General features: G+C 71.7%; 25 protein-coding genes and 1 pseudogene. 12 read left to right on the forward strand and 14 right to left on the reverse strand.

Going from position 1 to position 23,552, the window contains the following annotated elements:
- Positions 1 to 144 precede the first annotated feature (144 nt).
- The 3 genes from ACFYP4_RS21215 to ACFYP4_RS21225 all read right to left on the reverse strand — a co-directional run bounded on the left by ACFYP4_RS21215 (position 145) and on the right by ACFYP4_RS21225 (position 3,808).
- Positions 145 to 1,803, reverse strand: coding sequence for a catalase (locus ACFYP4_RS21215; RefSeq protein ID WP_358855619.1), 1,659 nt, complete (start codon positions 1,801 to 1,803; stop codon positions 145 to 147).
- A 137-nt stretch (positions 1,804 to 1,940) separates the two neighbouring features.
- Complete coding sequence (locus tag ACFYP4_RS21220) at positions 1,941 to 3,188, reverse strand: cytochrome P450 (protein ID WP_358855620.1); 1,248 nt, start codon at positions 3,186 to 3,188, stop codon at positions 1,941 to 1,943.
- A gap of 428 nt (positions 3,189 to 3,616) precedes the next feature.
- Complete coding sequence (locus tag ACFYP4_RS21225) at positions 3,617 to 3,808, reverse strand: CsbD family protein (protein ID WP_358855621.1); 192 nt, start codon at positions 3,806 to 3,808, stop codon at positions 3,617 to 3,619.
- A 149-nt stretch (positions 3,809 to 3,957) separates the two neighbouring features.
- On the opposite strand from ACFYP4_RS21225, the gene ACFYP4_RS21230 reads away from it, so the two are divergent.
- The 3 genes from ACFYP4_RS21230 (at position 3,958) to ACFYP4_RS21240 (ending at position 5,350) form a co-directional block, all read left to right on the forward strand.
- Positions 3,958 to 4,080: a hypothetical protein gene (locus ACFYP4_RS21230; RefSeq protein ID WP_358855622.1), complete on the forward strand. Its 123-nt coding sequence runs from the start codon at positions 3,958 to 3,960 to the stop codon at positions 4,078 to 4,080.
- A 33-nt stretch (positions 4,081 to 4,113) separates the two neighbouring features.
- Complete coding sequence (locus ACFYP4_RS21235) at positions 4,114 to 4,974, forward strand: alpha/beta hydrolase (protein ID WP_358855638.1); 861 nt, start codon at positions 4,114 to 4,116, stop codon at positions 4,972 to 4,974.
- A gap of 202 nt (positions 4,975 to 5,176) precedes the next feature.
- Positions 5,177 to 5,350, forward strand: a complete 174-nt coding sequence (locus ACFYP4_RS21240; RefSeq protein ID WP_358855623.1) for a CsbD family protein — start codon at positions 5,177 to 5,179, stop codon at positions 5,348 to 5,350.
- A gap of 153 nt (positions 5,351 to 5,503) precedes the next feature.
- Here the strand turns inward: ACFYP4_RS21240 and ACFYP4_RS21245 are convergent, their stop codons facing one another.
- Positions 5,504 to 5,905, reverse strand: a complete 402-nt coding sequence (locus tag ACFYP4_RS21245; RefSeq protein ID WP_388787068.1) for an SsgA family sporulation/cell division regulator — start codon at positions 5,903 to 5,905, stop codon at positions 5,504 to 5,506.
- A 293-nt stretch (positions 5,906 to 6,198) separates the two neighbouring features.
- Here ACFYP4_RS21245 and ACFYP4_RS21250 point away from each other — a divergent pair, with 293 nt between their 5' ends.
- Positions 6,199 to 6,630 (forward strand): hypothetical protein, encoded by a 432-nt coding sequence (locus ACFYP4_RS21250; RefSeq protein ID WP_358855625.1) that lies wholly within the window; start codon positions 6,199 to 6,201, stop codon positions 6,628 to 6,630.
- Positions 6,631 to 6,721: 91 nt separating this feature from the next.
- On the opposite strand, the gene ACFYP4_RS21255 is transcribed toward ACFYP4_RS21250, so the two are convergent.
- The 6 genes from ACFYP4_RS21255 to ACFYP4_RS21280 all read right to left on the reverse strand — a co-directional run bounded on the left by ACFYP4_RS21255 (position 6,722) and on the right by ACFYP4_RS21280 (position 10,630).
- Positions 6,722 to 7,156 carry an ATP-binding protein gene (locus tag ACFYP4_RS21255; protein WP_358855626.1) on the reverse strand — a complete coding sequence of 145 codons (435 nt, stop codon included), beginning with the start codon at positions 7,154 to 7,156 and terminating at the stop codon, positions 6,722 to 6,724.
- A 107-nt stretch (positions 7,157 to 7,263) separates the two neighbouring features.
- Positions 7,264 to 7,518: a WhiB family transcriptional regulator gene (locus ACFYP4_RS21260; protein ID WP_358855627.1), complete on the reverse strand. Its 255-nt coding sequence runs from the start codon at positions 7,516 to 7,518 to the stop codon at positions 7,264 to 7,266.
- A 117-nt stretch (positions 7,519 to 7,635) separates the two neighbouring features.
- Positions 7,636 to 8,394, reverse strand: coding sequence for a hypothetical protein (locus tag ACFYP4_RS21265; RefSeq protein WP_358855628.1), 759 nt, complete (start codon positions 8,392 to 8,394; stop codon positions 7,636 to 7,638).
- The gene (locus tag ACFYP4_RS21270; RefSeq protein WP_358855629.1) at positions 8,391 to 9,998 is read right to left on the reverse strand and encodes a serine/threonine-protein kinase; all 1,608 of its coding nucleotides are present in this window, start codon (positions 9,996 to 9,998) and stop codon (positions 8,391 to 8,393) included. The genes ACFYP4_RS21265 and ACFYP4_RS21270 overlap by 4 nt, the downstream gene beginning before the upstream one ends.
- A gap of 192 nt (positions 9,999 to 10,190) precedes the next feature.
- The gene (locus ACFYP4_RS21275) at positions 10,191 to 10,463 is read right to left on the reverse strand and encodes a DUF4190 domain-containing protein (RefSeq protein WP_358855630.1); all 273 of its coding nucleotides are present in this window, start codon (positions 10,461 to 10,463) and stop codon (positions 10,191 to 10,193) included.
- Positions 10,464 to 10,465: 2 nt separating this feature from the next.
- Positions 10,466 to 10,630 (reverse strand): hypothetical protein, encoded by a 165-nt coding sequence (locus ACFYP4_RS21280; RefSeq protein WP_358855631.1) that lies wholly within the window; start codon positions 10,628 to 10,630, stop codon positions 10,466 to 10,468.
- 240 nt (positions 10,631 to 10,870) lie between these two features.
- On the opposite strand from ACFYP4_RS21280, the gene ACFYP4_RS21285 reads away from it, so the two are divergent.
- From ACFYP4_RS21285 to ACFYP4_RS21300, 4 genes and pseudogenes are all read left to right on the forward strand, one after another.
- Positions 10,871 to 11,044 (forward strand): hypothetical protein, encoded by a 174-nt coding sequence (locus ACFYP4_RS21285; protein WP_358855632.1) that lies wholly within the window; start codon positions 10,871 to 10,873, stop codon positions 11,042 to 11,044.
- Positions 11,045 to 11,047: 3 nt separating this feature from the next.
- Positions 11,048 to 11,443: pseudogene (locus ACFYP4_RS21290) on the forward strand (DUF3662 domain-containing protein); the annotation flags it as partial.
- A 369-nt stretch (positions 11,444 to 11,812) separates the two neighbouring features.
- Positions 11,813 to 12,043, forward strand: a complete 231-nt coding sequence (locus ACFYP4_RS21295; RefSeq protein WP_358855633.1) for a hypothetical protein — start codon at positions 11,813 to 11,815, stop codon at positions 12,041 to 12,043.
- A 166-nt stretch (positions 12,044 to 12,209) separates the two neighbouring features.
- Positions 12,210 to 12,833, forward strand: coding sequence for a class I SAM-dependent methyltransferase (locus ACFYP4_RS21300; protein ID WP_358855634.1), 624 nt, complete (start codon positions 12,210 to 12,212; stop codon positions 12,831 to 12,833).
- A 54-nt stretch (positions 12,834 to 12,887) separates the two neighbouring features.
- Here the strand turns inward: ACFYP4_RS21300 and ACFYP4_RS21305 are convergent, their stop codons facing one another.
- Positions 12,888 to 13,574 carry a LysE family translocator gene (locus tag ACFYP4_RS21305; RefSeq protein WP_388787075.1) on the reverse strand — a complete coding sequence of 229 codons (687 nt, stop codon included), beginning with the start codon at positions 13,572 to 13,574 and terminating at the stop codon, positions 12,888 to 12,890.
- Between the two features lie 425 nt (positions 13,575 to 13,999).
- A complete protein-coding gene (gene ligA / locus ACFYP4_RS21310; RefSeq protein WP_388787078.1) occupies positions 14,000 to 16,084 on the reverse strand; it encodes an NAD-dependent DNA ligase LigA in 2,085 nt (694 codons plus the stop codon).
- A gap of 208 nt (positions 16,085 to 16,292) precedes the next feature.
- Between ligA and ACFYP4_RS21315 the strand changes: the two genes are divergently transcribed.
- The 3 genes from ACFYP4_RS21315 to ACFYP4_RS21325 all read left to right on the forward strand — a co-directional run bounded on the left by ACFYP4_RS21315 (position 16,293) and on the right by ACFYP4_RS21325 (position 20,244).
- Positions 16,293 to 17,222: a PRC and DUF2382 domain-containing protein gene (locus ACFYP4_RS21315; protein WP_358855637.1), complete on the forward strand. Its 930-nt coding sequence runs from the start codon at positions 16,293 to 16,295 to the stop codon at positions 17,220 to 17,222.
- Positions 17,223 to 17,402: 180 nt separating this feature from the next.
- Positions 17,403 to 17,609, forward strand: a complete 207-nt coding sequence (locus ACFYP4_RS21320; RefSeq protein ID WP_388787081.1) for a hypothetical protein — start codon at positions 17,403 to 17,405, stop codon at positions 17,607 to 17,609.
- A gap of 250 nt (positions 17,610 to 17,859) precedes the next feature.
- Complete coding sequence (locus tag ACFYP4_RS21325) at positions 17,860 to 20,244, forward strand: phosphoketolase family protein (RefSeq protein ID WP_358854974.1); 2,385 nt, start codon at positions 17,860 to 17,862, stop codon at positions 20,242 to 20,244.
- A gap of 105 nt (positions 20,245 to 20,349) precedes the next feature.
- On the opposite strand, the gene ACFYP4_RS21330 is transcribed toward ACFYP4_RS21325, so the two are convergent.
- Together ACFYP4_RS21330 and ACFYP4_RS21335 are read right to left on the reverse strand one after the other, a co-directional pair.
- Positions 20,350 to 20,634, reverse strand: coding sequence for a hypothetical protein (locus tag ACFYP4_RS21330; RefSeq protein WP_358854973.1), 285 nt, complete (start codon positions 20,632 to 20,634; stop codon positions 20,350 to 20,352).
- Positions 20,635 to 20,818: 184 nt separating this feature from the next.
- Positions 20,819 to 21,772, reverse strand: coding sequence for a carbohydrate kinase family protein (locus ACFYP4_RS21335; protein ID WP_388787085.1), 954 nt, complete (start codon positions 21,770 to 21,772; stop codon positions 20,819 to 20,821).
- Positions 21,773 to 21,944: 172 nt separating this feature from the next.
- Here ACFYP4_RS21335 and ACFYP4_RS21340 point away from each other — a divergent pair, with 172 nt between their 5' ends.
- Positions 21,945 to 23,480, forward strand: a complete 1,536-nt coding sequence (locus ACFYP4_RS21340) for an AMP-binding protein (protein WP_358854971.1) — start codon at positions 21,945 to 21,947, stop codon at positions 23,478 to 23,480.
- Positions 23,481 to 23,552 lie beyond the last annotated feature (72 nt).

The following is a 23,552-nucleotide window of genomic DNA, read 5'->3' on the forward strand; positions in this document are numbered from 1 at the left end:
CCGCGGCCGCCCGCCTCTCCCGTGACGCGGCTCCGCGGCCGGCGCAGCTCCCGCTACGACCGGCCGCGGAGCCGCGTCATGCCCGACTGCGTGCCGGAAGTGGGCCGGCCATTCCGGACCGGCCGGCCGTCCGCTGACGAGACGTCAGCGGACGACCTCATGACGGGTGTTGGGGACGCAGTGCGTCATCGTCAGGCCGGACACGTCCCGGGGCTCGTTCTCGCCCAGGTTGGCGAGCCGCTTGCGGTCGTCGTCGGTCAGATCCTGGCTGGCCAGCGGCTCGAGACCGGCGACGTCCCGGGGGCTGATGCCGAGCCCCTCACCGACCTTCAGGCCGAGCTCGTTCTCCACCAGCAGGAAGTGCCACACCATCCGCTCCTGCACCGGCCGGTCGCACTGGGACAGCAGGTCGGTGAAGTTCTTCACCAGGTCGTCCCGCTCCCACTGCTCCATCAGCTGATAGCGCTGACCCGCCTGGAGGTAGTCGTTGGTGCGGGGGATGCGCTTGCGGGTGACCCGGCCGTGGATCTCCGGCCCCTGCTCGTCGTGGGACGGGTACTGCGCCTCCCGCAGGCCCCCGGTGATCGACGGCTCGTAGTTGACGATCGGGTTCTCGCCGCCGCCGTCCTGGTGATAGGCCATCTGCCCGTCGCGCTGGTTGGTGCGCACGTCGGCGTTCTTGGCCCGGTTGACCGGAAGCTGGAGGTAGTTCGGGCCGACCCGGTAGCGCTGGGTGTCGCTGTAGGAGAACGTCCGGCCCACGAGCATCTTGTCGTCGGAGAAGTCCAGGCCGTCCACCAGCACACCGGTGCCGAACGAGATCTGCTCGTTCTCCGCGAAGTAGTTCTCCGGCATCCGGTCGAGCACCATCCTGCCCACCGGCCGGGGCGGGAAGTCCTGCTCCGGCCAGGTCTTGGTGTCGTCCAGGGGGTCGAAGTCCAGCTCCGGGTGGTCGTGGTCCTCCATCATCTGGACCAGCAGTTCCCACTCCGGGTACTCGCCGCGCTCCACCGCCTCGTAGAGGTCCTTGGTGGCGTGGCCGAGACCCTGGGCCTGGACGTTCGCCGCGTCCTCCTCGGTCATGCTGCGCACGCCCTGCTTGGGCATCCAGTGGTACTTGACCAGGACGGTGTCGCCCTCCCGGTTCACCCACTTGTACGTGTTGACGCCGAAGCCCTGCATGTGGCGGTAGTCGGCCGGGATGCCGCGCGGGCTGAAGAGGTTGATGAGCATGTGCATGGACTCGGGGGTCTGCGACATGAAGTCGAAGATCCGGCGCGGCTGCTGCTCGAAGGTGACCGGGTCCGGCTTGAGCGCGTGGATGACGTCCGGAAACTTGATGGCGTCCCGGATGAAGAACACCCCGAGGTTGTTGCCGACGAGGTCCCAGTTGCCGTCCTCGGTGTAGAACTTCACCGCGAAACCGCGCGGGTCGCGGGCCGCCTCCGAGGAGTCCCGGCCGCCGATGACGGTGGAGAACCGGACGGCGAGGTCCGTGCGCTTGCCGCGCTCGGCGAAGACCTTCGCGCGCGTGAAGCGGCTGATGGGCTCGTCGCCCCAGGAGCCGTACGACTCGAAGTAGCCGTAGGCGGTCACACCGCGGGCGTGGACGACGCGCTCCGGGATGCGCTCACGGTCGAAGTGGCTGATCTTCTCGAGGAACTGGTAGTTCTCCAGCGTGGCCGGGCCGCGGGCCCCGACGGTGCGCTGGTTCTGGTTGTCGTAGACCGGGTGGCCCTGCCGGTTGGTGAGCGTCTTCCGCTCGTCGTCCGGGGCGGGACCCTTGCTTGACACGTCCGTCACGATCGTCGACTCCTTCGACCCGTATGTGCGGTTCTATCCCGATGTACCACTATTTCCAGTTAGGGAGTCATCCGCTACGGCAGGACGGCCCCTGGGGTACCCCCGTGGTCGCCCTCGAGTCCCCCGGGTGGCCGTGCCTACGCGACCGGGCGGACCCCGGTGATCCGGAACCCGCTGCGGGGCCGTGTCGGAATGTGCCGCAGCGGGATCGTCAGATCCTGGACCGGAACGCCGTACGTCAGCCGCGACAGCCGGACGCCGAGGGCTTCCAGCAGGGCCATCGTGACGGCTTCGCCGGGACACCGGTGGCCGCCGGACGGATCGGCGCCGCCCTGCGGGTCCGGTTCGTCACGTGCCGCCGGACGTGCCAGGAAGCGCTCGGGGCGGAACCTGTACGGGTCGCCCCACAGCTCCGCGTCGCGGTCCTGCCCGTACAGGCCGAGCAGGACGGGACCTCCCGCCCGCGCGTGCTCGCCCTTCCAGTACAGGTCGGCGGCGGCCCGGCCGCCGGTGAAGGGGGCGAACGGGTAGAAGCGCCGGACCTCCTGCGCGAAGGCCGCGCCGTACGCCGCGTCGCCGGCCCGCAGCGGCGCGCGGTTCTCCGGCCAGCGGTGGAGGGCGTGAGCGGCGAACGTGACGAACCAGGAGACCGCGACGGTCGGCCGGACGATGTTCAGCAGCTCCACGGCGGCCGTACGGGCGTCGAGCGGGCGCCCGTCGGCGTCACGGTGCCGCACCACGACGGACACGGCCGACCCGGCCGGGGCCTCGATCTCCCCGGTGCGGACCTTCCCGACCAGGTCCGCGATCCGGGCTTCGCAGCCGGCGCGGGCCCGGCGTGCCTGCCAGTGCCGCGCCCCCGGCGTGGCGAAGCCGTCGACCGTCGCCACCAGGTCCTGCGCCGTGACCGCCACCCGGTCCTTGTCCAGGGGGATCCCGGCCCAGCGGCACACGCCGGCCGTGAGGACCTTCGCCGCCTCCTCGAACAGGACGATTTCCGGCCGCACCCGCCAGGCGTCCACGGCCCCGTCCCAGGCGTCCGTGACGTGTTCCACCAAAAGGGCGACACGGTCCGGCGGCGTCAGCAGCGAGTGGAGCAGCGCCCTGCGGACCCGGTGCGCCGCAAGGTCGGGCGTATGAGCCGCATCCTGGCCGAACAGCGTGCTCCGGACGCGCTCGGGCGCGGCCCTGCGCCGGCGCGTAGGCCGTTCGTCGTAGAAGAACCGGACGGCGTCCGGGCCCCGCAGGCCCGAGGCGTGCCGTCCGAGCAGGCGGGTCCTGACGGCCGGGCTCGTCGCGTGGCGCAACCTGTCCGGCAGCCAGGAGTGGCCCTCCGGCGGCAGGGAGCCGGTGCGGTCGGCGACGGGGCCGGGTGGGGTGCGCATGGGGCCCGGGTGCCCGACGTGACGTCCTGAAAAACGCCGAGCCCGGTGGATGCCCGGGATACGACCGCGGCAGCCGGCGCGGCATGCCCGCGGAGGGATGGCGGGTTGGCCGCACCGGTGGAAATCTTCTGGGCGAAAAGGAAATATCCCGCCAGGTCCGCGTGTTGTCATCGACGTGGGCGCGGAGGGAACTGTGTCCCCGGGCCTCATTTTCACAGCCCACGAGGACGATCGTCCGGCTGAAGCCTCGTGGAGCCTCTTGCCGGAGGCGACCGCCCTCCGCGTCCACCCTCGATCGGCCCCGGTCGGCTGTCCCCCGAGCCGGCCGGGGCCTTCGCCTGCCCCGGCGGGCCCCCGCACGTCCCGCCGTGCCCGTGATTCGGCCCGGTGGGCAGGCGCCGCTGCGGCGGCCCTCCCCACTCGTGGCGTCAGGCGCGGTCGCGCTTCATGGAACGCCCGGTCTCCTGGGCGCGCTCCTGGGCCTTCCCCCGGACCTTCTTGGCCTCGCCGCGGGCCTGCTCGAGCTTGCCCTCCGCCTGCTGTTCGCGGCTGCCCGTGACCTTGCCGGCCATCTCCTTGGCCTTGCCCTTCATCTTGTCCATACCGCCCTTGTCCGCCATGGTTCCTCCTGATGTGGGGGTCGCTTGCCCGCCCAACGTAAGGGGGAGGCGGGAACTCCCGCCCGTCGAAGCGTCACGTACGGTCACCACGTCCTGCGGCGTCATCTTCGGTGAGGACGGGGATGCCGCAGCGACAAGGGAGTTGACGCATGACCGGACAACCGCGGTTCTCGCTGGCCGCGACCGTGCTCGACGCAGACGACGTCCGTGTGCTGTTCGATCCGGCGGGTCACCCGTTCTGCCTCTTCGTGCGCGCCGCCGCCTCCCGGTAGTTTGCCGACGAGGGTTCGAGGGACGCGGTGACCATGTTCGAAGACTTCGAAGCAGAAACGGTCCAGCTGGAGGAAGCGTCCCTCTTCGTACGGCACGGCGGGCAGGGCCCGCCGGTGCTGCTGCTGCACGGGCATCCCCGGACCTCGGCGACCTGGCACCGCGTGGCCCCGCAGCTGGTCCGGCGGGGATTCACGGTCGTCTGCCCCGACCTGAGGGGCTACGGCCGGTCCCGGGGGCCGGCGCCGACACCGGACCACTCCGGATACTCCAAGCGGGCGGTCGCCGACGATCTGGTGGCGGTCATGCGCGCGCTCGGGCACACCCGGTTCGCGCTCGCCGGACACGACCGCGGAGGTGCCGTAGCCCTGCGTCTCGCCCTGGACCACCCCGACGCGGTGTCCCGGGTGGCACTGCTCGACTGTCTCCCCATCAGCGAGCATCTGTCCCGTGTCACCGCGAAGTTCGCCACGCAGTGGTGGCACTGGTTCTTCTTCGCCCAGCCGGACATTCCCGAGCGGGTCATCAACGCCGACCCGGACCGCTGGTATCGCGGCGACCCCGCGGTCATGGGGCAGGAGAACTACGAGGAGTGGCGCGAGGCCACCAGGAACCCCGACGTGGTGCGGGCCATGCTGGAGGACTACCGGGCCGGTCTCACCGTCGACCGGCGCCACGAAGAAGCCGACCGGGCCGACGGGGTGCGGATCCAGTGCCCCGCGCTGGTCCTGTGGTCCCTCCGGGACGATCTGGAGGACCTGTACGGGGATCCGCTGGAGATCTGGCGGGACTGGGCGCCCGATGTACGAGGTCACGGGATCGACTCCGGCCACCACGTGGCCGAGCAGGCCCCGGACGAGCTCGCGGCCTGTCTCGGTGACTTCTTCGGCGGCTGACCCGGCGTCCGGCGGCGGCCCGCACGGCGGGCAGCCGCCGTGCGGGTCCCGGAGTCCGGGCCGCATCGGCCCCGGCGTCCGGCCGCCCGGGCACGGCATGCCCGCAGTCATAGACCACCCGATGGGATGGGTTTGGAGCTATTTGATGCGGTCAGTCGTAAAATGGATCCGCATTGCTGGAGCACGAAGGATGTGAGCTGCGGTGGCCAAGGACCAGAAGGCGAAGGCCAAGGCGGAGCAGGCCAAGGGCAAGGCGAAGGAAGCCGTGGGGCGCGCGGTGGGCAACGAACGCATGACCACCGAGGGAGCGGCAGGACAGTCCAAGGGCGACGCACGGCAGGCCAAGGAGAAGGTGAAGGACGCACTGGGCCACTGACCACCGGTACCCGTGCACGCGGACGGGGTCCGCCGAGATCACGTATGGCGGACCCTGCTGCGTTTCCGTTCCCGATATGTGGTGCGGCCGTTCCGTCCGCGGGTCATGCCTTCCGGGGTCAGAGGTGCCCGTCGTCCCTCGTGGAACCGGACGTCAGCCCTCTGCGCCCGCGATGAGTTCGGCGAGGAAGTCGTCGACGGAGACCTTCTCCTGCCCGGACGGGACGACCTCGTAGGTCTCGTCCAGGAAGGACATGACGGCCGGGGCCCAGGCCAGGATCACGGCGTGGTGCCGGCCCCCGTCGGTGTGGGGCTCGCCGAGGAACTCCATGCGCAGCTCCCGCCACAGCCCGGTGGCCTGCGGACCCATCCGCACGTCCCCCTCACCGACCGGACGTTCCATCCCGTCGGCCATCATCTGGCGGTCGAGTCTCCACCGGGCCAGGACCCGGCCGTCGTGGCTGAACACGACGGTGACGGCGAACGGATCGTCGGCTTCGTACGTCATGTGGGCCAGTACGGAGAAGCGGCCGGTGCCGCCTGCCTCGAGCTGCATGACGAGCGTCCTGTGCACGATGGGGATCAAGGGAAGCCTCCGGGGGAACGGGCCTAAAGCCCCCTACTACCCCCGTTGCGCGCATGATGCTCACGCAAATGGGGGATTCACACAGAAGTGACGGGACGCACGTACCTCCGCCGCGCCGGCGGGCCCCCGGAGCGGGCTGCCGGGAGGACCGCGGCCACCCGGGCGCCGTACCGGCGGGACCTCTCGAGCGGCGGCCCGCGCGTGGGCGCACCATTGTGGATGCAGATGCGATCACGTCGCCTACATCGGGGAAGTCGAGTGCCATGAGCGAATCAGAGCTTCCGCCGGAGGGCCGGCCCGTCGACCTGTACCTCGACCTGCTCCGCCTGCGCATGGCCCCTTCGGACTATGCGTTGCTGCTGCGCATGGTCGAACCAGTGCTGGAGGCCATCCAGGAACAGCGGGCAGGACCGATCGAACTGAGTCTGGAGGGCGCGGACGGGGAGAACGTCTCGCAGGAGGTCCGCGACGAGGCCTCCCTCGTCGTCGCCGTCGCCGTCACGGGCCGTCTGGACAACCAGATCGTCGAAATCGAGACGGAGGAGCAGGGTCCGGTCAGAGTCGTCACGGACTCGGGGACCGCGGCCGATCCCGCCAAGTGCCAGGAGATCGCCGAGTTCATCGGCGAACGCCATCGTCAGGACGAGGAACTGCGGGGCATCGCGGAGGTGAGCGGCCTGCCCACGGACGTCTGAACGGCCGCCGGGCATTTTTTGCCCGGCCGTGAGGCCCGCATCGGCAAGGCCGTGACGCCCGCCGGCTTCCGGCGGGTCACCCGCCCCGGCGTCACCAGGGCAGGAAGACGTGCACGTCCTTGCCGTCGGGCTGCCGGACCACGCTGACCTGGTCGCTCAGCGCCTGGATCAGATGCCAGCCTATGCCCCCGCCGCCTCCGTCCGGACTGAAGGACCGTGGTGTGGGCCGGACCGTGCTCGTGTCGTGCATCGTCACGTGGACGCCGTCGAAGGTGGGGCGCAGCTCCAGACGGAAGGCGCCCGGAGCGTACTGCACCACGTTGGCGGCCAGTTCCGTCACCACCAGCAGGATGTCGTCCAGATGCTCGGGCGCGCCGGGCGGGGACACCCGCGCAAAGGCGCGCAGGTAGTCCTCCGCGGCGAGCCTGGCATCGGTCACATTGCGCAAGTCACCGGCAAAGGTGCTGGTCAGGCTGGTCATGTTGGCGGAAGCCAGGTCGTTGTCCCACTGAGGCTCGGTCGTCATCTCGCCTTCCCGGTGTCGTGCGGACCGGACGCCGTGCGGTGCTCCGGTCCCGCCCGGCCGCGTGCTGGGGCCGGGGTGTGAGGCGGGCGCTGCCCGCGCCGTGCGGCCTACGCCGCCGAACCGCGGCGACTGCCCACGCGACGCTTCAGCGCTCGGCGCTCGTTCTCGCTCGTACCGCCCCAGACGCCCAGGGTCTGTTCCGTGTCGAGCGCCCACCGCAGGCACGCGTCGCGCACCGGGCAGCGTCGGCACACGGCCTTGGCCTCCCGGATCTGCAGCACCGCGGGCCCCGTGCTGCCGACGGGGAAGAAGAGGTCGGGGTCGACGCTCCGGCATGCCGCAGCGTCCCGCCAGCTCTCCATGGGAGTCTCCTTCGATCGAATCGTTCCGGTCGGTGGGACTTCGTTCGTTGTCCGGGTCACCTCCAGACGGGGGGGTGAAACAACCAACTCGGGTCCGATGTGCGCGCCGAGGGGCGGTCAAGAGCAGACATACGTGAGATACGTCGCATTCGTCCGTCGCTCGGGGGAGAGCAGGCGCAGCTCCGCGCGACCCGTGTAGCGGCCCTCGCCGTGGAAGGACCACAGGAGGTGCAGCCGGGCCGTGCGCCGGCCGCGCGGCATGTCCTCGCGCAGGACTTCGGAGGACGTTCCGTCGCTGCGCACCCAGCGGTAGGTGAGGGTGCCTGCTCTCCCGTCGGTGGTGACGGTGGCGACGATGTCGGCGGTGCCGTCGCAGCCGGGTGAGGGCCGGCCGACGGAGACGGTGACGTCGCGCACGCCGACGGGCGGCGCGGCCCGGTCCCAGGCGAGGAAGGCGAGGACGCCCAGCAGTACCAGGGTGGGCAGTGCGTGTCTGCGCCAGGCGCGATGGCGCGGCCTCGGGCGTGGCGTCGGCTGCGCGGGGAGGCTGCCGTGGGCACGGCGTACGGTGTCGGCGTTCACGCCGGGCCCGAAGCGCAGCAGGGTGCCGTCGACGCGGTCGGGACGCACGCCGGGGCCGAGGCGCGCGGCGTCGGCCTGCGCGGCGGGACCGGGACGCGCGCTCTTCCCACGTGAGGCGGGACCGAGGCGCCTCGTCGCGGCGGTCGTGTCCGACGGGGCCGCCACCAGGGTGTCCGCGTCCGCCCGCGGGTCGTCGGAGTCCGGCCGCCGGATCCAGTGACTGGCCAGCGCGGTCGCGCTGTAGTCGTCGTCCGCGTCAGGACGGTCCCCGTGGGCCCGGGAGTCGTCGTTCACCGGAGGTCACACGCCCGGGTCAGAAGCTGCTGCCACGCGTCGCCGCCCGTCGGGGCCGGGTTCGTCGTCGCCCGGACCCCCCAGTAGCAGCCGGTCCCCCGGAAGGTGTGCTCGACGGGGAGCGTGTACCGGGTCGAGCCGCTGCGTTCGTACGTCGAGGCCGCCCCGTCCTGGGTGCCGGACTGTCCGCGGGTGTCCCCGGTGAACCAGGTGACGCCGAGAGTGACGGGTCCCGTTCCGTCGGTGGTGACGGTCAGGGTCGCCGTGCCCGTCGTTGAACCCGTCTGCTGGAAACCGGTCAGCGTGACGTCCTTGACCGCCGCGGGGGCAGCAGGAGTCGTCGTGGGGGCGCCGGTCGTCCCCGCCGTCGGTGTCGCCGCCCCGCTCCCGGCGGACGCGGACGCCGAGGGCCGCGCGGAGGAGCCGTCGGCCGTTCCGGACGCGGGGGGCGGGGAAGTCCCGTCCGCCGCGGGGGAGCTGGGCGAACCGGCTTCCGTCGGGCCCGTCGGCCCCGCGGAGACGTCCGGCTGCGTACTCGTCGTGGCGAGAGCCTGCGCCGCCTGCTGGGGAGTGTCCGCGGTGCCCGGGTCGACGCCGTGCGCCAGCAGGAGGGCCGCGACGAGGGCCGCACCGGACACGAGCAGGCCGCGCCCGCCCGGCAGCCAGGAACGGAAGCCGCCGGGGTGCTGCGAGAGGACCGTGCGCGCCGTGTCCGTGGCGCTGTGCGACGTGCGGGGAGCGGACGGCAGCAGCAGGAGGGAGAGGGCCACGAGCGCGGCGAGCCGGCCGCGTCCGCGCTCCTCCCAGTCGGCTCCGTACGCGCCGCCCGCGGCGGTCTCGAGCTCCGCCACGAAGTCCGCTGCGTCCGGCGGCCGTTGTCCGGGGGACTTCGCCAGACCCCGGAGGACGAGGGGGCGCAGCGCCTCGGGCACCTCGTCGGCCGGGATGGGACCGTCCACGTGCTTCAGGGCCAGTTCGGCCATGTTGTCACCGGTGTAGGGCTTGCGGCCGGTCAGGCACTCGAAGAACGTGGCGGTCGCCGCGTAGACGTCGGCGGCGGGGGAAGCGGGGGCGCCGGTCCACTGCTCCGGGGCCATGTAGGACGGAGTGCCCGCGATACCGGCCGTGGTGCCGTCCGTGGCGGCGATCCCGAAGTCGACGAGTTTCGAGTGGCCGTCGGCGGTGACGAGGACGTTCTCCGGTTTGTAGTCGCGGTGCACCACGCCGAGGCGGTGCGCGTCGGCGAGCCCGAGCAGCGACCCCTTGAGCAGCGTGAGTGCGGCTTCCGGGGCGAGAGGAGCCTCCCGGGTGAGCAGCCGGCGCAGGGAGAGGCCGTCCACGAGTTCCATCACGATCGCCGCGCCGTCCGGGCCCTCGACGTACTCGTACAGACCGGCCACGTACCGGCTCCCGAGTCCGCCCAGGAGCCGTGCCTCCGCGCGGAACTCGGCGACGAAACCGGGGCGGGTGCGCAGCGACTCGCTGAGGTACTTGACCGCGACGGGAAGCCCGGTGTCCTCGTGGACGGCCAGCGCGACCCGCCCGCTCGCTCCCGAGCCGAGCTCACGTGTCTCCGTGTAGCCCGGCACTGCCCAAGTGTTCATGGCCCGTCCCCCCGAGACGCGGGGCGCGGGAGTGTCCGAGGCCCCCGCGCTTCCCGTCGTGTGCACAGAGACACGATTTCGGCCAGGACGGTTGCACTCGGGGCGGGCCGGGACGGTACGACGGCCCGCCGCGTGGGCGGCGGGCCGTCCGGCACTGGCGAAATGGAGGACCTGCGACAGGGCCGGGCCGCGTCAGCCGAGGATGCTCCACGACGTGGTGCCGTTCACCGCCATGAGGACGGCGAGCACCACGATGTCCGCGATGCCGAGCGCCAGTCCGAGCCGAGCGCGGAAGCGGCGCGGGGTGTTCCGGCGCAGTGCCATGACGGCCAGCACGATGGCGATCGGGCCGAGGACGAAGTTCAGGACGAGGAGTCCGACCAGGCCGAGGACGAAGGAGGCGACCGCCATTCCTTCGGTGTCCCGCCTGCCGGTCTCCCGCCGTGGGGGTGCGGTCAGCTTCATGGTCACGCCCTTCCGGTTCGGCCGCGCCGCCGGCGCTCACGGACGGCGAACACCGCCAGCCACGCGGCGATGACCACACCGGCCACGACGGTCACGGGCAATGGCAGGTAGGCGGCCGATCCGAGCACGACGGCCAGGAAGAGTACGGCCACGACAAGGAACAGCACGGCTACCTCCGTTCGCGGGCGGGCACGGGCGTCAGCGGGGATCGCCTCGGTGGGAACATGCGCATACAGATGTCCCGTGTCCTCGCCGTCACACCTGCGCATCCCGGCACTCGGGCGACGCCTCGGACGAGTCGGTGCCGCGCGACCTCCTGTGGTTCCGCTTCTGCATGAGTCGACTTCCGCAGGCCGGGAACCCGCGAGTGAGGAAGCGGCACGCCCGACGACAAGGAGCCTTCTGTCATGACCGTCCCCGAAGAGAACCGCGGCAGGACCGGCAGCACCGATCAGATGCCGGACGGCCGGGCCGACGCCGAGAAGCCGCAGGAACAGGGCGGCACCGGCCGGACGCTGCGCGAGGCGCTGGAGGAGGCACAGGTGCGCCCGGACGACTTCGCGGAGAGGGAGGAGAAGTAGGGCGTGAGCTCACTCACCGGCCTGGAACGAGCGCTGGAGCGCTTCGGAGGAACCCTGCTCGCGCACATCCGACACAAGGAGCCCGTGGAGCTGCTCGGCGCGCTGCACCGCGAATGCGACGACAACGCCGTCGTGTGCAGCGAGACCCGGGTGGTCGTCCCCAACGCCTACGACGTCGAACTGGCCGAGTTCGCCATCGAGGAACTCGAACGGAACGGCGACCGCGTCGGCCAACTGCTCACCGACAGCCTCGCCCGCCACGGCGAGCGCATGGGGTACGAGTGGGCCGGACCGCTCGCGGTGCACGTCACCAAGTCCCATCAACTGCCCAACGGCCGCTACCGGGTGGCGAGTCGTGTCATGCGGCACGTGCGCGCCGACGCCTTCCAGAGCGCCGCGGCGGACCCGGCCCCGACTGCGCCCCCGACAACGGCCCCGGCGCACGCGCCCGTTCCGGCCGACGCGCCGCCCGCGGCTCCGCGGCGTGGACTGCTGCCGGAACCCGGGATCTGAGACACCGGCCCTTGCCCGCGGCGTGCCGCGGGCGTCCTTTGCCCCGTTCGGCAGCCCGCCGGACCGGGGCAAAGGACGCCCGCGGTCACCGCCGTGAGGTGCCGCGCCGCTCCCCGGCTGTTCGTGGTGGACTCCTCTCTCCCCACGCAGGACCGGACAAACCTCCCCGGGCGCGACATGGCCCGGATGTATGAAGGTCTGCCGATCACGTTGACCGGGGCGTGGCGGGTGGGAACGCGGCTCGTTCTCCCCGTCATGACCGATGTCTCCGTCCCGCAACGCCATGCCCGACTGCTGGGTGCCTACTGGCTCGACTCGCCGGTCCTGCCGCACGACCACTGCGTCTGCTGCGAGCGCCTGGCACCCCCGGTGAGCCGGAGCCGCCGGGACCGCGGCCCGGGAGTGCGCGGCCCTGGACTTCGGGGCGTCGCCGTCGCCCTGGCCGTCCTCGTGATCGCCGCCGCTGTCGCCATGGCACCCCTGTAGCCCCGTCCGCGGGCGGGTGACAGGCTGTGGACCCGCCGCACTTCACGGCACCGGGATCCGTCGACGGTCGTTCCACGTCCCGCCGAAGGGACGCTTCCGGTACCCCGAGTGCGTATGCAGGGGGTGGTGCACGGTGCCATCCTGGAGACAAGACACGGAGGCTGACATGGGCTGCTATGCCGACCGCGTGCTGCCGCGGATCATCAACGTCGCGTGCGGGGTCAAGACCGTGGGACCGCTTCGCCGCCGTGTCTGCGAGGGCCTGACGGGCGAGGTGATCGAGATCGGGTTCGGCACCGGCCACAACGTTCCGTACTACCCGCCGACCGTCACCGGCGTCACCGCGATCGAGCCCTCGGACCTCAGCTGGCGGCTCGCAGGCGGACGGGTCCGGGCGGCACGCGTCCCGGTCCGGCGCGCGGGGCTGGACGGCCAGTCGCTGCCGTTCGTGGACGGCAGCTTCGACGCAGCCCTGGTCACCTGGACGCTGTGCACCATCCCCGACGCCGGGGCCGCTCTGCGCGAGGTGCGGCGGGTCCTGAAGCCCGGGGGAACACTGCACTTCCTCGAACACGGACTCGCCCCGGAAGAGGACCCGGGCGTGCGCCACTGGCAGCATCGCCTGGAGCCGGTCAACAAGCGGCTCTTCGGCGGCTGCCACCTCACGAGACCGACCGTGGAACTGGTGACGGCCGCGGGCTTCACGATCACGCAGCTGGACGTCTTCTACGAGAAGGGTGCCCCGAAGCCGGTGGGCGCCCACTCCTGGGGCTTGGCCCTCGCTCCGTAGCCTCACGCGCGACCGCGTCCGCCCCCTGGGCCGGGCCTTCCCGTCCATCGGGGCTCAGTCCACCGCCGCGACTCCGATGCCGATGGCGATGAACAGCCAGCCGGTAGTCATGTCCCAGCGGTCGCGGAAGGCCGGCCGGCCGAGCAGCGTCCGCAACTGCGCCGCCGCGCTCACCAGGACCAGCCAGTAGAGGACACCGACCAGGACGTCCAGCACGCCGAGGAAGAGGATCTGCCCGCTCATCGAGCCGTGGCCGTCGACGAACTGGGGCACGACGCTCAGGAAGAACAGCGCCGCCTTCGGATTGAGCACCGGATTGAGCACGTTGGTGAGGAAGCCCTGGGTGAATCCGTCCCGACGGCTCGGCTCCGGCTTCGTCGCCGGCTCCTGAACGGCGCCGTCGCCAAGGGCGCGGCCGTCCCCTCCCCGTGCGGCCCCGCGGCGGCGTTCCGCGGCGGAGCGCCGGGCGGCTGCCACGGCCCGGACGCCCAGGTACACGAGGTAGGCGGCACCGGCCAGCTTGATGGCCGTGAAGACGGCCGGGGAGCGTGCGGCGACGACGGACAGACCGAGCGCGGCCGCCAGCATGTGGACGCACAGCCCGGTCTGCGCTCCGAGCGCGGCCATCCGCCCCAGTGACGGACGGGATGCCGCCGCTCTGACGATCACGAAGAAGTCCGGGCCGGGGATCAGATAGGCCAGCATCACGACGCCGAGGAATCCCATGAGGTCGATCGACATGCCTTGCTCCGCTTCTCCCGGCCGACGGTCGTGGCGGCACTCCGACGGGCCGGCCGGTGCAGACCGTCGAGAACTCCTGTGTGTCCCGGGAGGCGGCATTCACGCCTCGTCGTCCGTGGGCGACACCGCGAACGCGCGCGCGGAGGAGCCGAGCCGGACCGGAGGAGGGGGGCGGACGGCAAAAGACCCCGGCTGGACGGGGGAGACCAGCCGGGGCCGTACGGGGTGACAGGCGGAGGGCGGTCGCCTCGCGGCGAAAGGCTCCGTGGGGCTTCAGCCGGACAATCGTCCCCACGGGCCATGGGTGAGGCCCGGGGACACTGTCCCCTCCGCAGCCACGTATAGATGAACGATAAACCGTTGTGGGGTGTTCCCGCGCCACTACCGGCCGGATGTGACGTGCGCCATGGCGGTTTCCGGCTCGGTCAGTCGAGGAGATCGGCGACCAGGACGGCGAACTCGGCCGGAGTGACGAGGCGCACCCCCAGCGCCTCGGCCTTGGCACGCTTGGACCCGGCACCCTCGCCGGCGACCACGAGACCGGTCTTCCCCGAGACGCTGGAGGACGAGCGGCCACCGGCGCGCTCGACGAGTTCGTTCATCTGGTTGCGGCTGAGCTTCTCCAGCGCGCCGGTCATCGCGCCGGTGACGACGACCGTCATCCCGGCGAGTGGCCCGGCCGCGGGCTCCCCGGCCGCCTCGTCGTCGGCGTCACCGCCCGCGGGGGCCGGCGGGGTGGCTCCGGGCTCGGCCATGTTCACCCCGGCCGCGGTGAGTCTGTCGATGAGCGGGGCCAGTTCGGCCAGTTCGGCGACGATGGACGGGGCCTTCTCGGTGCCGATGCCCTCGACCTGCTGTATCGCCGCGGCATCGGCTGCGCGGAGGGCGTCCATCGTGGCGAAGTGCCGGGCGATGCGCCGGGACATGGAGCGGCCGGTGCCCCGTACGCCGAGCGCGCACAGCACCCGCGACAGGGGCTGCCCCTTGGCCGCCGCGATCGCGGCGAGCAGGTTGTCGGTGCTCGTCTTGCCCATGCGCTCCAGGCTCAGGAGCTGGTCCCGGGTGAGGGTGAACAGGTCGGCGAGATCGGACACGAGACCCGCCTCGACCAGCTGGACGACGCGAGTGGCTCCAAGGCCCTCGATGTCGAGCTGGTCGCGTCCGGCCGCGTACGAGAGGGAGGCCACCAGGTGGCAGTTGCGGCCGTTCTCGCAGCGCCAGCGCTGCTCGCCGGTGTCAATCCCGGAGCCGCACCGCGGACAGGCCGCGGGGAAGGCGATCGGCTGTTCCTCGCCGGTGCGCAGATGCGCGACGGGGGCCTCGACTCGGGGGATGACGTCACCGGCGCGGTGGACCATCACATGGTCGCCCAGGCGCAGGTCGCGGCGGGTGATGTCGGCCGGGTTGTGCAGGGTGGCGTACGTGATGACGGAGCCGTCGATCTCGACCGGCTCCAGGACCGCGCGAGGGGCGATGATGCCGGTGCGGCCCACGTTCCACTCCACCCCCAGCAGGCGGGTGATCTTCTCGACTGCGGGGAGTTTGTAGGCGATCGCCCAGCGGGGAGCGCGCGAGCCCGAACCCGCGGCCCGCTGGTCGGCGGCCAGGTCGGCCTTGACGACGATTCCGTCGATCCCGAACGGCAACTCCGCCCGCAGCGCGGCGATTTCCCGGACGCGGACCAGGGCCTGTTCGGCGGTGTCGACCACGACGCCTGACACGGCGGTGCCACCGGGGGTGTTGACCCCGAGGCGGGCGGCCTCCGACATGAGGTCGCCGTGGGCGAGTTCACCCAGTCGCGCCGCGAGGTCCGGGTCCGTGCCCGCGAGCGGCAGCAGGCCGTAGCCGAAGAACGTCATCGGTACCGTGTAGGCGCGGTCCCTGGCACGCAGTGTGCCCGCGGCGGCGTTGCGCGGGTTCGCGAACGGCTGCCCGCCGTGGGCGGTGCGCAGCTCGTTGGCGTGCTCGAACTGGCCGGTGGTCATGAGGACTTCGCCGCGCACCTCCACCGTGACCGGTTCGGTGAGCCGGACCGGCAGGCCGTCGACGGTGCCGATCGCGTGCGAGACGTCCTCTCCGGCCGTGCCGTCGCCGCGCGTGACGAGCCGCCCCAGGCGTCCCCGGGTGTAACGGGCGGCGATCGCCAGCCCGTCGAGCTTGGGCTCGACGCTGAACCGCGTGACGTCATGGCCGATCCGGCGCGCCAGCGACACCGTCCACGCGGTGAACTCCTCGGCGGAGAACACGTTGTCCAGGCTCAGCATCGCCACCGTGTGCGGAACGTCGCCGTCGACAGCGCCACCGGCGACCTTCCCGGTGGGGGAGCCGGGCAGGACCCGGTCCGGGTTCTCGGCCTCCCAGGCGGCGATGCCGCGCACCAGCCGGTCGTAGGCGTCGTCGTCCAGTGCGGAGGTGCCGCCCGTGTAATAGGCGGCCGACGCCTTCACGGCCTCCTCGACCGCCTCGGCGTAGCCGGCGGCGTCGACGATCACTGCTGCAGGTGTGGTCATGGCCGCCATCCTGCCCGCCACCACTGACAATGCCGCGCTGTGGATCTCCCGTCACACGCTGCGTCGGCCACCCAGGGTTCGCTGCGCGATCAATACGCTGACACATTAGTCCCTTTCTTTACGTTTCATACCCATAGGTCACGGTGACCCGTGGAAGAGCCGAATGCTGAAGAGCACGCTGAGAAGCACAGAGGGAAGGTGCTGAGGAATGATCACCCAGGAGCAGATCTCGACGGTTCTGGAACACCCTGTCTACGACTCCGAAGGCAACAAGATCGGCGAGGCGAAGCACGTCTTCTACGACGACGCCACCGGCCAGCCGGAATGGGTCAGCGTCAAGACGGGACTGTTCGGCACCAGCGAGTCCTTCGTGCCGATCGGCGAGGCGGTGGTGGTGGAGGATCACCTCGAGGTGCCGTACGCCAAGGGCATGGTCAAGGACGCGCCCAATGTCGACGTGGACGGCGGCGGGCATCTGTCCGAAGCCGAGGAGCACCGTCTCTACGAGCACTACGGCATCGAATGGGACGACGCATGGCAGCAGGCGAACCAGCCAGGCGGTGAAGGCTGGGCCCACTCCGGGACCACCGGCATGACCGGGACGACGGGGATGGCCGGCACCGGGGAGATGGATGACACCACCGACACGACCGGCACCCGGGACATGGCCGACAGGCCGGGGATGGCAGGGACCGGCCGTGGCGCCGCGGGCCGTGTCTCCGGTGACCGCGAGGGCATGCGCGGCGACGACGCGATGACACGCTCCGAGGAGCAGGTGCACGTCGGTGCCGAACGGTACGAGACCGGACGCGCCCGCCTGCGCAAGTACGTGGTGACGGAAGAGGTGCAGCGCACCGTCCCGCTGCGGCACGAAGAGGTCCGTATCGAGCGGGAACCCATCACCGACGCCAACCGGGACGCCGCACTGTCCGGCCCGGAGATCACCGAGGCCGAGCACGAGGTCACCCTCCACGCCGAACGCCCCGTGGTGGAGACGGAAACGGTTCCGGTGGAACGCGTACGACTGAGCACCGAGGAGCAGGTCGAGAACGAGACGGTCACGTCTGAGGCCCGCCGTGAGGAGATAGCCACCGAGGGCGTCATGGACGACGACGAGGAGGGCGGCCCGCGCCGGTAGCCCCTCCGTCGCGCGTCCGTCCGGTGACCTCGGGACACCGGACGGACGCGACTCTTCCCGGGGAGAGGGACTCGCGGCCGCTTCCTCTCCATGGGATGGTCACGCGTCCTTCACCGTCCGCGGCTTTCACCGGGCGAAACCGGGCTACTCGGACACGAGGGCGCCGAAGGGGGACCTGGCATGCTTTTCGTCGCGGTGGGTGTGCCGCCGTTGCTGCTCGGCCTGTTACTGCTCATGGACCGGTACGAGGAGAGGATGTTCCGCCCCGTGCGTGCCGCGCGGCACGCACGGCACGCACGGCGACGCGGGCATCTGTGGCTCGTACCGAGGACCGGACCCGCCGAACCGTCGGCCGGACGGGAGCGTCCGGGCACGGAAGCCGCCTGAAACGCCCCTCGACGAGCGGGCCACCCGGGAATTCCCCCACCGCATCGGACCTCCGCTCCCGCCAGGACGTACGGCACGACCGGGTCCACGGCGGACCGTGCGACGCCGACGGTCACCGCGCCGAACGGTCCGGTTCCGGCCGAAGCGCACGAAACGGCGCGCAGCGGGCAGACGCCCGGCGTAAAGCTGGACGCACGTCGGCGCCGTCGCCGCCTTCCGCCCCGCCCGCCCGATGACGTACGGAGTCACGATGACGAAGGCCGAACACCAGGGAAGCACCGTACTGAGCGACGAGGAGGTGCGCACCCTGGACGCCCACTGGCGAGCGGCCAACTACCTTGCCGTGGGCCAGATCTACCTCCTGGCCAACCCGCTGCTGACCGAGCCCCTCACCCCGGCCCACATCAAGCCGCGACTGCTCGGCCACTGGGGCACCTCGCCCGGCCTCAACCTCGTGTACACCCACCTCAACCGGGTGATCAAGGCCCGCGGTCTCGACGCGCTGTGCGTATGGGGGCCGGGCCACGGCGGCCCCGCCGTACTCGCGAACTCCTGGCTGGAGGGCAGCTACAGCGAGACCTACCCGAACGTCTCACGGGACGCGGCCGGGATGGACCGGCTCTTCCGGCAGTTCTCGTTCCCCGGCGGAGTGCCCAGCCACGTCGCCCCGGAGACGCCGGGCTCGATCCACGAGGGCGGTGAACTGGGCTACTCGCTCGCGCACGCCTACGGAGCCGCCTTCGACAACCCCGACCTGCTGGTCGCCTGCGTCATCGGTGACGGCGAGGCGGAGACCGGCCCGCTCGCCGCCTCCTGGCACTCCAACAAGTTCCTCGACCCGGTCCACGACGGCGCCGTCCTGCCGATCCTCCACCTGAACGGGTACAAGATCGCCAACCCGACCGTGCTGTCCCGCATCCCGGAGTCCGAACTGGACGAACTGCTGCGGGGATACGGCCACGAGCCGATCCACGTCACCAGCGACGACCCCCGCCAGGTCCACCGTGCCATGGCCGACGCCTTCGACCAGGCGCTGGACCGCATCGCACTCGTGCAGCGCACGGCGCGCGTGGACGGCGTGCCGGAGCGGGCCCGCTGGCCCATGATCGTGCTGCGCACGCCGAAGGGCTGGACCGGTCCCGGCGAGGTCGACGGCCTGCCCGTCGAGGGCACCTGGCGCGCCCACCAGGTACCCCTGTCGAAGGTGCGCGAGAACCCGGACCATCTGCGGCAGTTGGAGTCCTGGCTGCGCTCGTACCGCCCCGAGGAGCTGTTCGACGCCGACGGACGGCCGACCTCCGACGTCCTCGCCTGCGTTCCCGAGGGAGCGCACCGACTCGGTGCGACTCCGCGCGCCAACGGCGGTCTGCTCGTGCGCGATCTGCCCATCGCCCCGCTCGACCGCTTCGCCGTGCCCGTGGACAAGCCGGGCGCGTCCGTGCACGAGCCCACCCGGATCCTCGGCGACCTGCTCGAACAGGTCATGCGTGACTCCGCGGACCGCCGTGACTTCCGGCTCGTGGGCCCGGACGAGACCGCCTCCAACCGGCTCGAAGCCGTCTACGGTGCCAGCGGCAAGGCCTGGCAGGCGCAGACCCTTCAGGTGGACGAACACCTGGACCACCACGGCCGGGTGATGGAGATCCTCTCCGAACACCTCTGCCAGGGCTGGCTCGAGGGGTACCTGCTGACCGGGCGGCACGGGCTGTTCTCCTGCTACGAGGCCTTCGTGCACATCGTGGATTCGATGGTCAACCAGCACATCAAGTGGCTGCGCACATCCCGGGAGTTGGCGTGGCGCGCGCCGATCGCCTCCCTCAACTACCTGCTCACCTCGCACGTCTGGCGCCAGGACCACAACGGCTTCTCCCACCAGGACCCGGGCTTCGTGGACCACGTCCTCAACAAGAGCCCGGACGTCGTCCGGGTCTACCTGCCGCCGGACGCCAACACCCTGCTCTCCGTGGCGGATCACGCCCTGCGCAGCCGCGACTACGTCAACGTGATCGTCGCGGGCAAGCAGCCCTGCTTCGACTGGCTCTCCCTCGACCAGGCCCGCGCCCACTGCGCCCGCGGTGCCGGCATCTGGGAGTGGGCGGGCTCCGCGAACGGGGACCGGGAACCGGACGTCGTCCTCGCCTGCGCGGGCGACGTCCCCACCCAGGAGGTCCTCGCCGCGTCCGCCCTGCTCCGGCGGCATCTGCCCGAGCTGGCGGTGCGCGTCGTGAACGTCGTCGACATGACCCGTCTGCTCCCTCGCGGGGAACACCCGCACGGCATGCCCGACGCCGAGTACGACGGGCTGTTCACCGAGGACAAGCCGGTCGTCTTCGCCTACCACGGCTATCCGTGGCTGATCCACCGGCTCACCTACCGGCGCACCGGCCACGCCAACCTCCATGTGCGCGGCTACAAGGAGATGGGCACCACGACGACCCCCTTCGACATGGTGGTCCGCAACGACCTGGACCGCTACCGGCTCGTCATGGACGTCATCGACCGCGTCCCCGGCCTCGCCGTCCGTGCCGCCGCCGTACGCCAGCAGATGGCCGACGTCCGCACCCGGCACCACGCCTGGATCCGCGAACACGGAACCGACCTGCCGGAGGTCGCCGACTGGTCCTGGAACGGCTGAGACCCGTCGCACCCGTCCCCGGGTGCGAGGACCAGCCGGCTGACACTTCTGCCGTGCCCCAGGAGCCGTGGGCACGGAAGAAGTGTCAGCACCGGCCGGACGGGACTACTGGTCCTGCGCCTCGGGGGAACCCGCCCGCCGCCGTACGGCCGCCTCGACCTCCGCGCGCTCCTGGCCGGTGGCCTTCGCGTACTCGGTCGCCGCGGCCTGGACGTCCCGGGTGAGGTCGCGCCACGCGCGCCACGCCGTCTCGTAGGTCTCGGACTGCCGAGCCGTCCAGCCTCCCTGCTGCATCGGCGCCCCGAACCTGTCCCGCAGCTCCAGGACTTTCGCGTGCGCCTCGTCGGCTACCTGCTGCTTCTCGACCAGTTCGTCGAAGGTGTCTGCCACAGCGACGGATCTTAGGCGCGCCATCGCGCGGGCCCGCCGCGACACGTGGTGCGTACGCCGGGTGTCACCACGGTGCCCGCGTCACCGTCCGGGCCGGACGTGCCGCGGTGGGAGGCCGTGGGCCCGGAGTCGCACGCACCGACGCGAGCCGGGGCCCGGTGCCGTGGGCAGCGTCTCCGGCCCCTCACCGTCCGCGGGCCTCAGGTGTCAGGCGCCCTCGGGCATCGGCGGCTCGGTCCGCCGCGAGGAGGGCGTCCGCGGTGATCAGCGCGGTGGAGCCCGGGGCGGTGCACGCGTGGGCGCCCGCGATCGCGCCCAGCCGGGCGCAGCCGAGAACGTCCCGGCCGCTGTGCCGCCCGTAGAGGAAGCCGCTGACGTACGCGTCGCCCGCGCCGTTGGAGTCCACCACCGGGGCGGGCGGGGCGACGGCCGGGACGTGACGGGGGGAGGAGCCGCCGTCGCGGGTCAGGACGTAGGAGCCGTCCGCGCCCGCCGTGGCGACGACGGTGTGGGCACGCCCGGCGCGGAGGATCTCCCGCATGAGGGCCGGGGTGCCCTCACCCGCGCCCGCCGCGCTGAGGAACACGAGGTCGGAGCGGAGGGCGAACTCCCGGTGGTGCTCGGCCAGCCCGTCCCAGTCGTGCAGATCCGTCGAGACGGGGACGCCGAGGTCCTCGATGTCGTCGAACAGGAAGCGCGTGAAGTTCATGATGGACAGATGGACGTGCCGGGTGCGTCGCAGCCGGGGCAGGTACAGGTCCCGGGGCATCCGCAGGTCGTCCGGGTCGCGGGCGTCGTAGAAGGACATCCGCCGGCCGGTGGCGTCGACCAGGTTCACCGCACGGCGCGTGCCCGCCGGTGAGATCGACGGGACGAAGTCCACGTCTCCCTCGGCCAGGCGCTCGCGTACCTGCGCACCGGTCCGGTCGTCGCCGACGCAGTCGAGGAAGCCCACCTCCAGGCCGAGCGCCCGGGTGCCCAGCGCGACGTTGCCCCCCGTATGGCCCGGCCATTCCTCGATGGGGCCGACCTGGACCGAGTCGGTGAACGGGACCGGCAGGGAGTCGACGCGGACGACGGTGTCCACCCCGCTGCCGCCGACCACCAACACGTCGTACTGCCACTGCTGTTGCGTCACCTGTCCGCCTCCCCGTTCCCGCCGGTCCCAGTATGGCGGGCCCCCGCCGGTGGGCGGGGCCACCCGTCCGAGGGCACCGCGGGCCGGGGGAGCGACGGCCACGCGGGGTTGTCGGAACGCGCGTGCCATGGCCGGATAGGAGCCGTACACCGTCCGAGCTACGGGAGCCAAGATGATCGTCCCCTTCGGGGCCCGGGATTTCCTGGACCGCGCCACCACCGTGTACGCCGACCGGATCGGCATCGTCGACGAACCCGACCAGCCCGCCGAGCCGTGGGAGGGGCTCACGTACGGACGGGTCGGCGAGCTGGCGCGTGCCCAGGCCGCCGGGCTCGACGCGCTCGGGGTGCCGCACGGCGCACGGGTGGCCGTGGTCTCGCCCAACAGCGCGCGGCTGCTCACCTCGTTCTTCGGGGTCAGCGGCCACGGCCGGGTCCTGGTGCCGGTCAACTTCCGCCTGACGGCCGAGGAGGTGGGCTACATCGTCGACCACTGCGGCGCGAGCGTGCTCCTCGTCGACCCCGAGCTGACGGACCGCCTCGCCGGTGTGGACTGCAAGCACCGGTTCACGCTCGGATCCGCCGCGGACACCGAGCTGTACCGGTTCGGGACGGAGCCGCGGCCCTGGCAGGCGGACGAGAACGCCACCGCCACCGTCAACTACACCAGCGGTACGACGGCCCGTCCCAAGGGCGTGCAGATCACGCACCGCAACATCTGGGTCAACGCTGTCACCTTCGCACTGCACGCGGGTGTCACCGACCGGGACGTCTATCTGCACACGCTGCCGATGTTCCACGCCAACGGATGGGGCATGCCGTTCGCGATGTCGGCCCTGGGCGTGCGGCAGGTCGTGCTGCGCAAGGTCGACGGGGCCGAGATCCTGCGCCGGGTCGCCGAGCACGGGGTGACGGTGATGTGCGCGGCGCCCGCGGTCGTCAACGCTGTGCTGACCGCGGCGCGTGCGTGGGACGGGGAGATCCCCGGCCGGGACCGGGTGCGGATCATCGTCGCCGGGGCACCACCGCCCACGAAGACCGTGGCACGCGTCGAGGCCGAACTGGGCTGGGAGTTCATCCAGATCTACGGTCTCACCGAGACCTCACCGCTCCTCACGGTCAACCGCTCCCGCGCCGAATGGGACGCCCTCGACCCCCGGGCGCGCGCGGAGAAGCTGGTGCGGGCCGGCGCTCCCGCGCTGGGCGTCACCCTGCGCACGGACGACGAGGGCGAGATCCTCGCACGTTCGAACGTGGTCCTTGAGGGCTACTGGGAGCAGCCCGAGGAGAGCGCGCGAGCCCTGGCAGGCGGCTGGTTCCACACCGGGGACGGCGGGTCCGTCGGGGAGGACGGATACCTGACGATCAGCGACCGCAAGAAGGACGTGATCATCACCGGCGGCGAGAACGTGTCCTCCATCGAGGTGGAGGACGCCCTTTTCGGCCATCCCGCGGTCGCCGAGGCCGCGGTCATCGGAGTGCCGCACGAGAAGTGGGGCGAGACGGTCAAGGCGCTGGTCGTCCTCGCCCCCGGCGCGCAGGTCACGGAGGAGGAACTGATCGCCCACTGCAAGGAGCGCCTCGCCGGGTACAAGGCGCCGACCTCCGTGGAGTTCCGCGGCCGGCTGGCCCGCACGGCCACGGGGAAGCTCCAGAAGTACAAGCTGCGCGAGCCGTACTGGAAGGGGCACGAGCGAGACGTGAACTGACGCCTCCCGCCGGGCCGTGGCCGTTGTCCGCCGGCACGGAGGCCGCGGGGGCAGATGCACGCTCGTGGAAGG

This window comes from Streptomyces sp. NPDC005551 (assembly GCF_042871785.1).
Classification (GTDB): domain Bacteria; phylum Actinomycetota; class Actinomycetes; order Streptomycetales; family Streptomycetaceae; genus Streptomyces.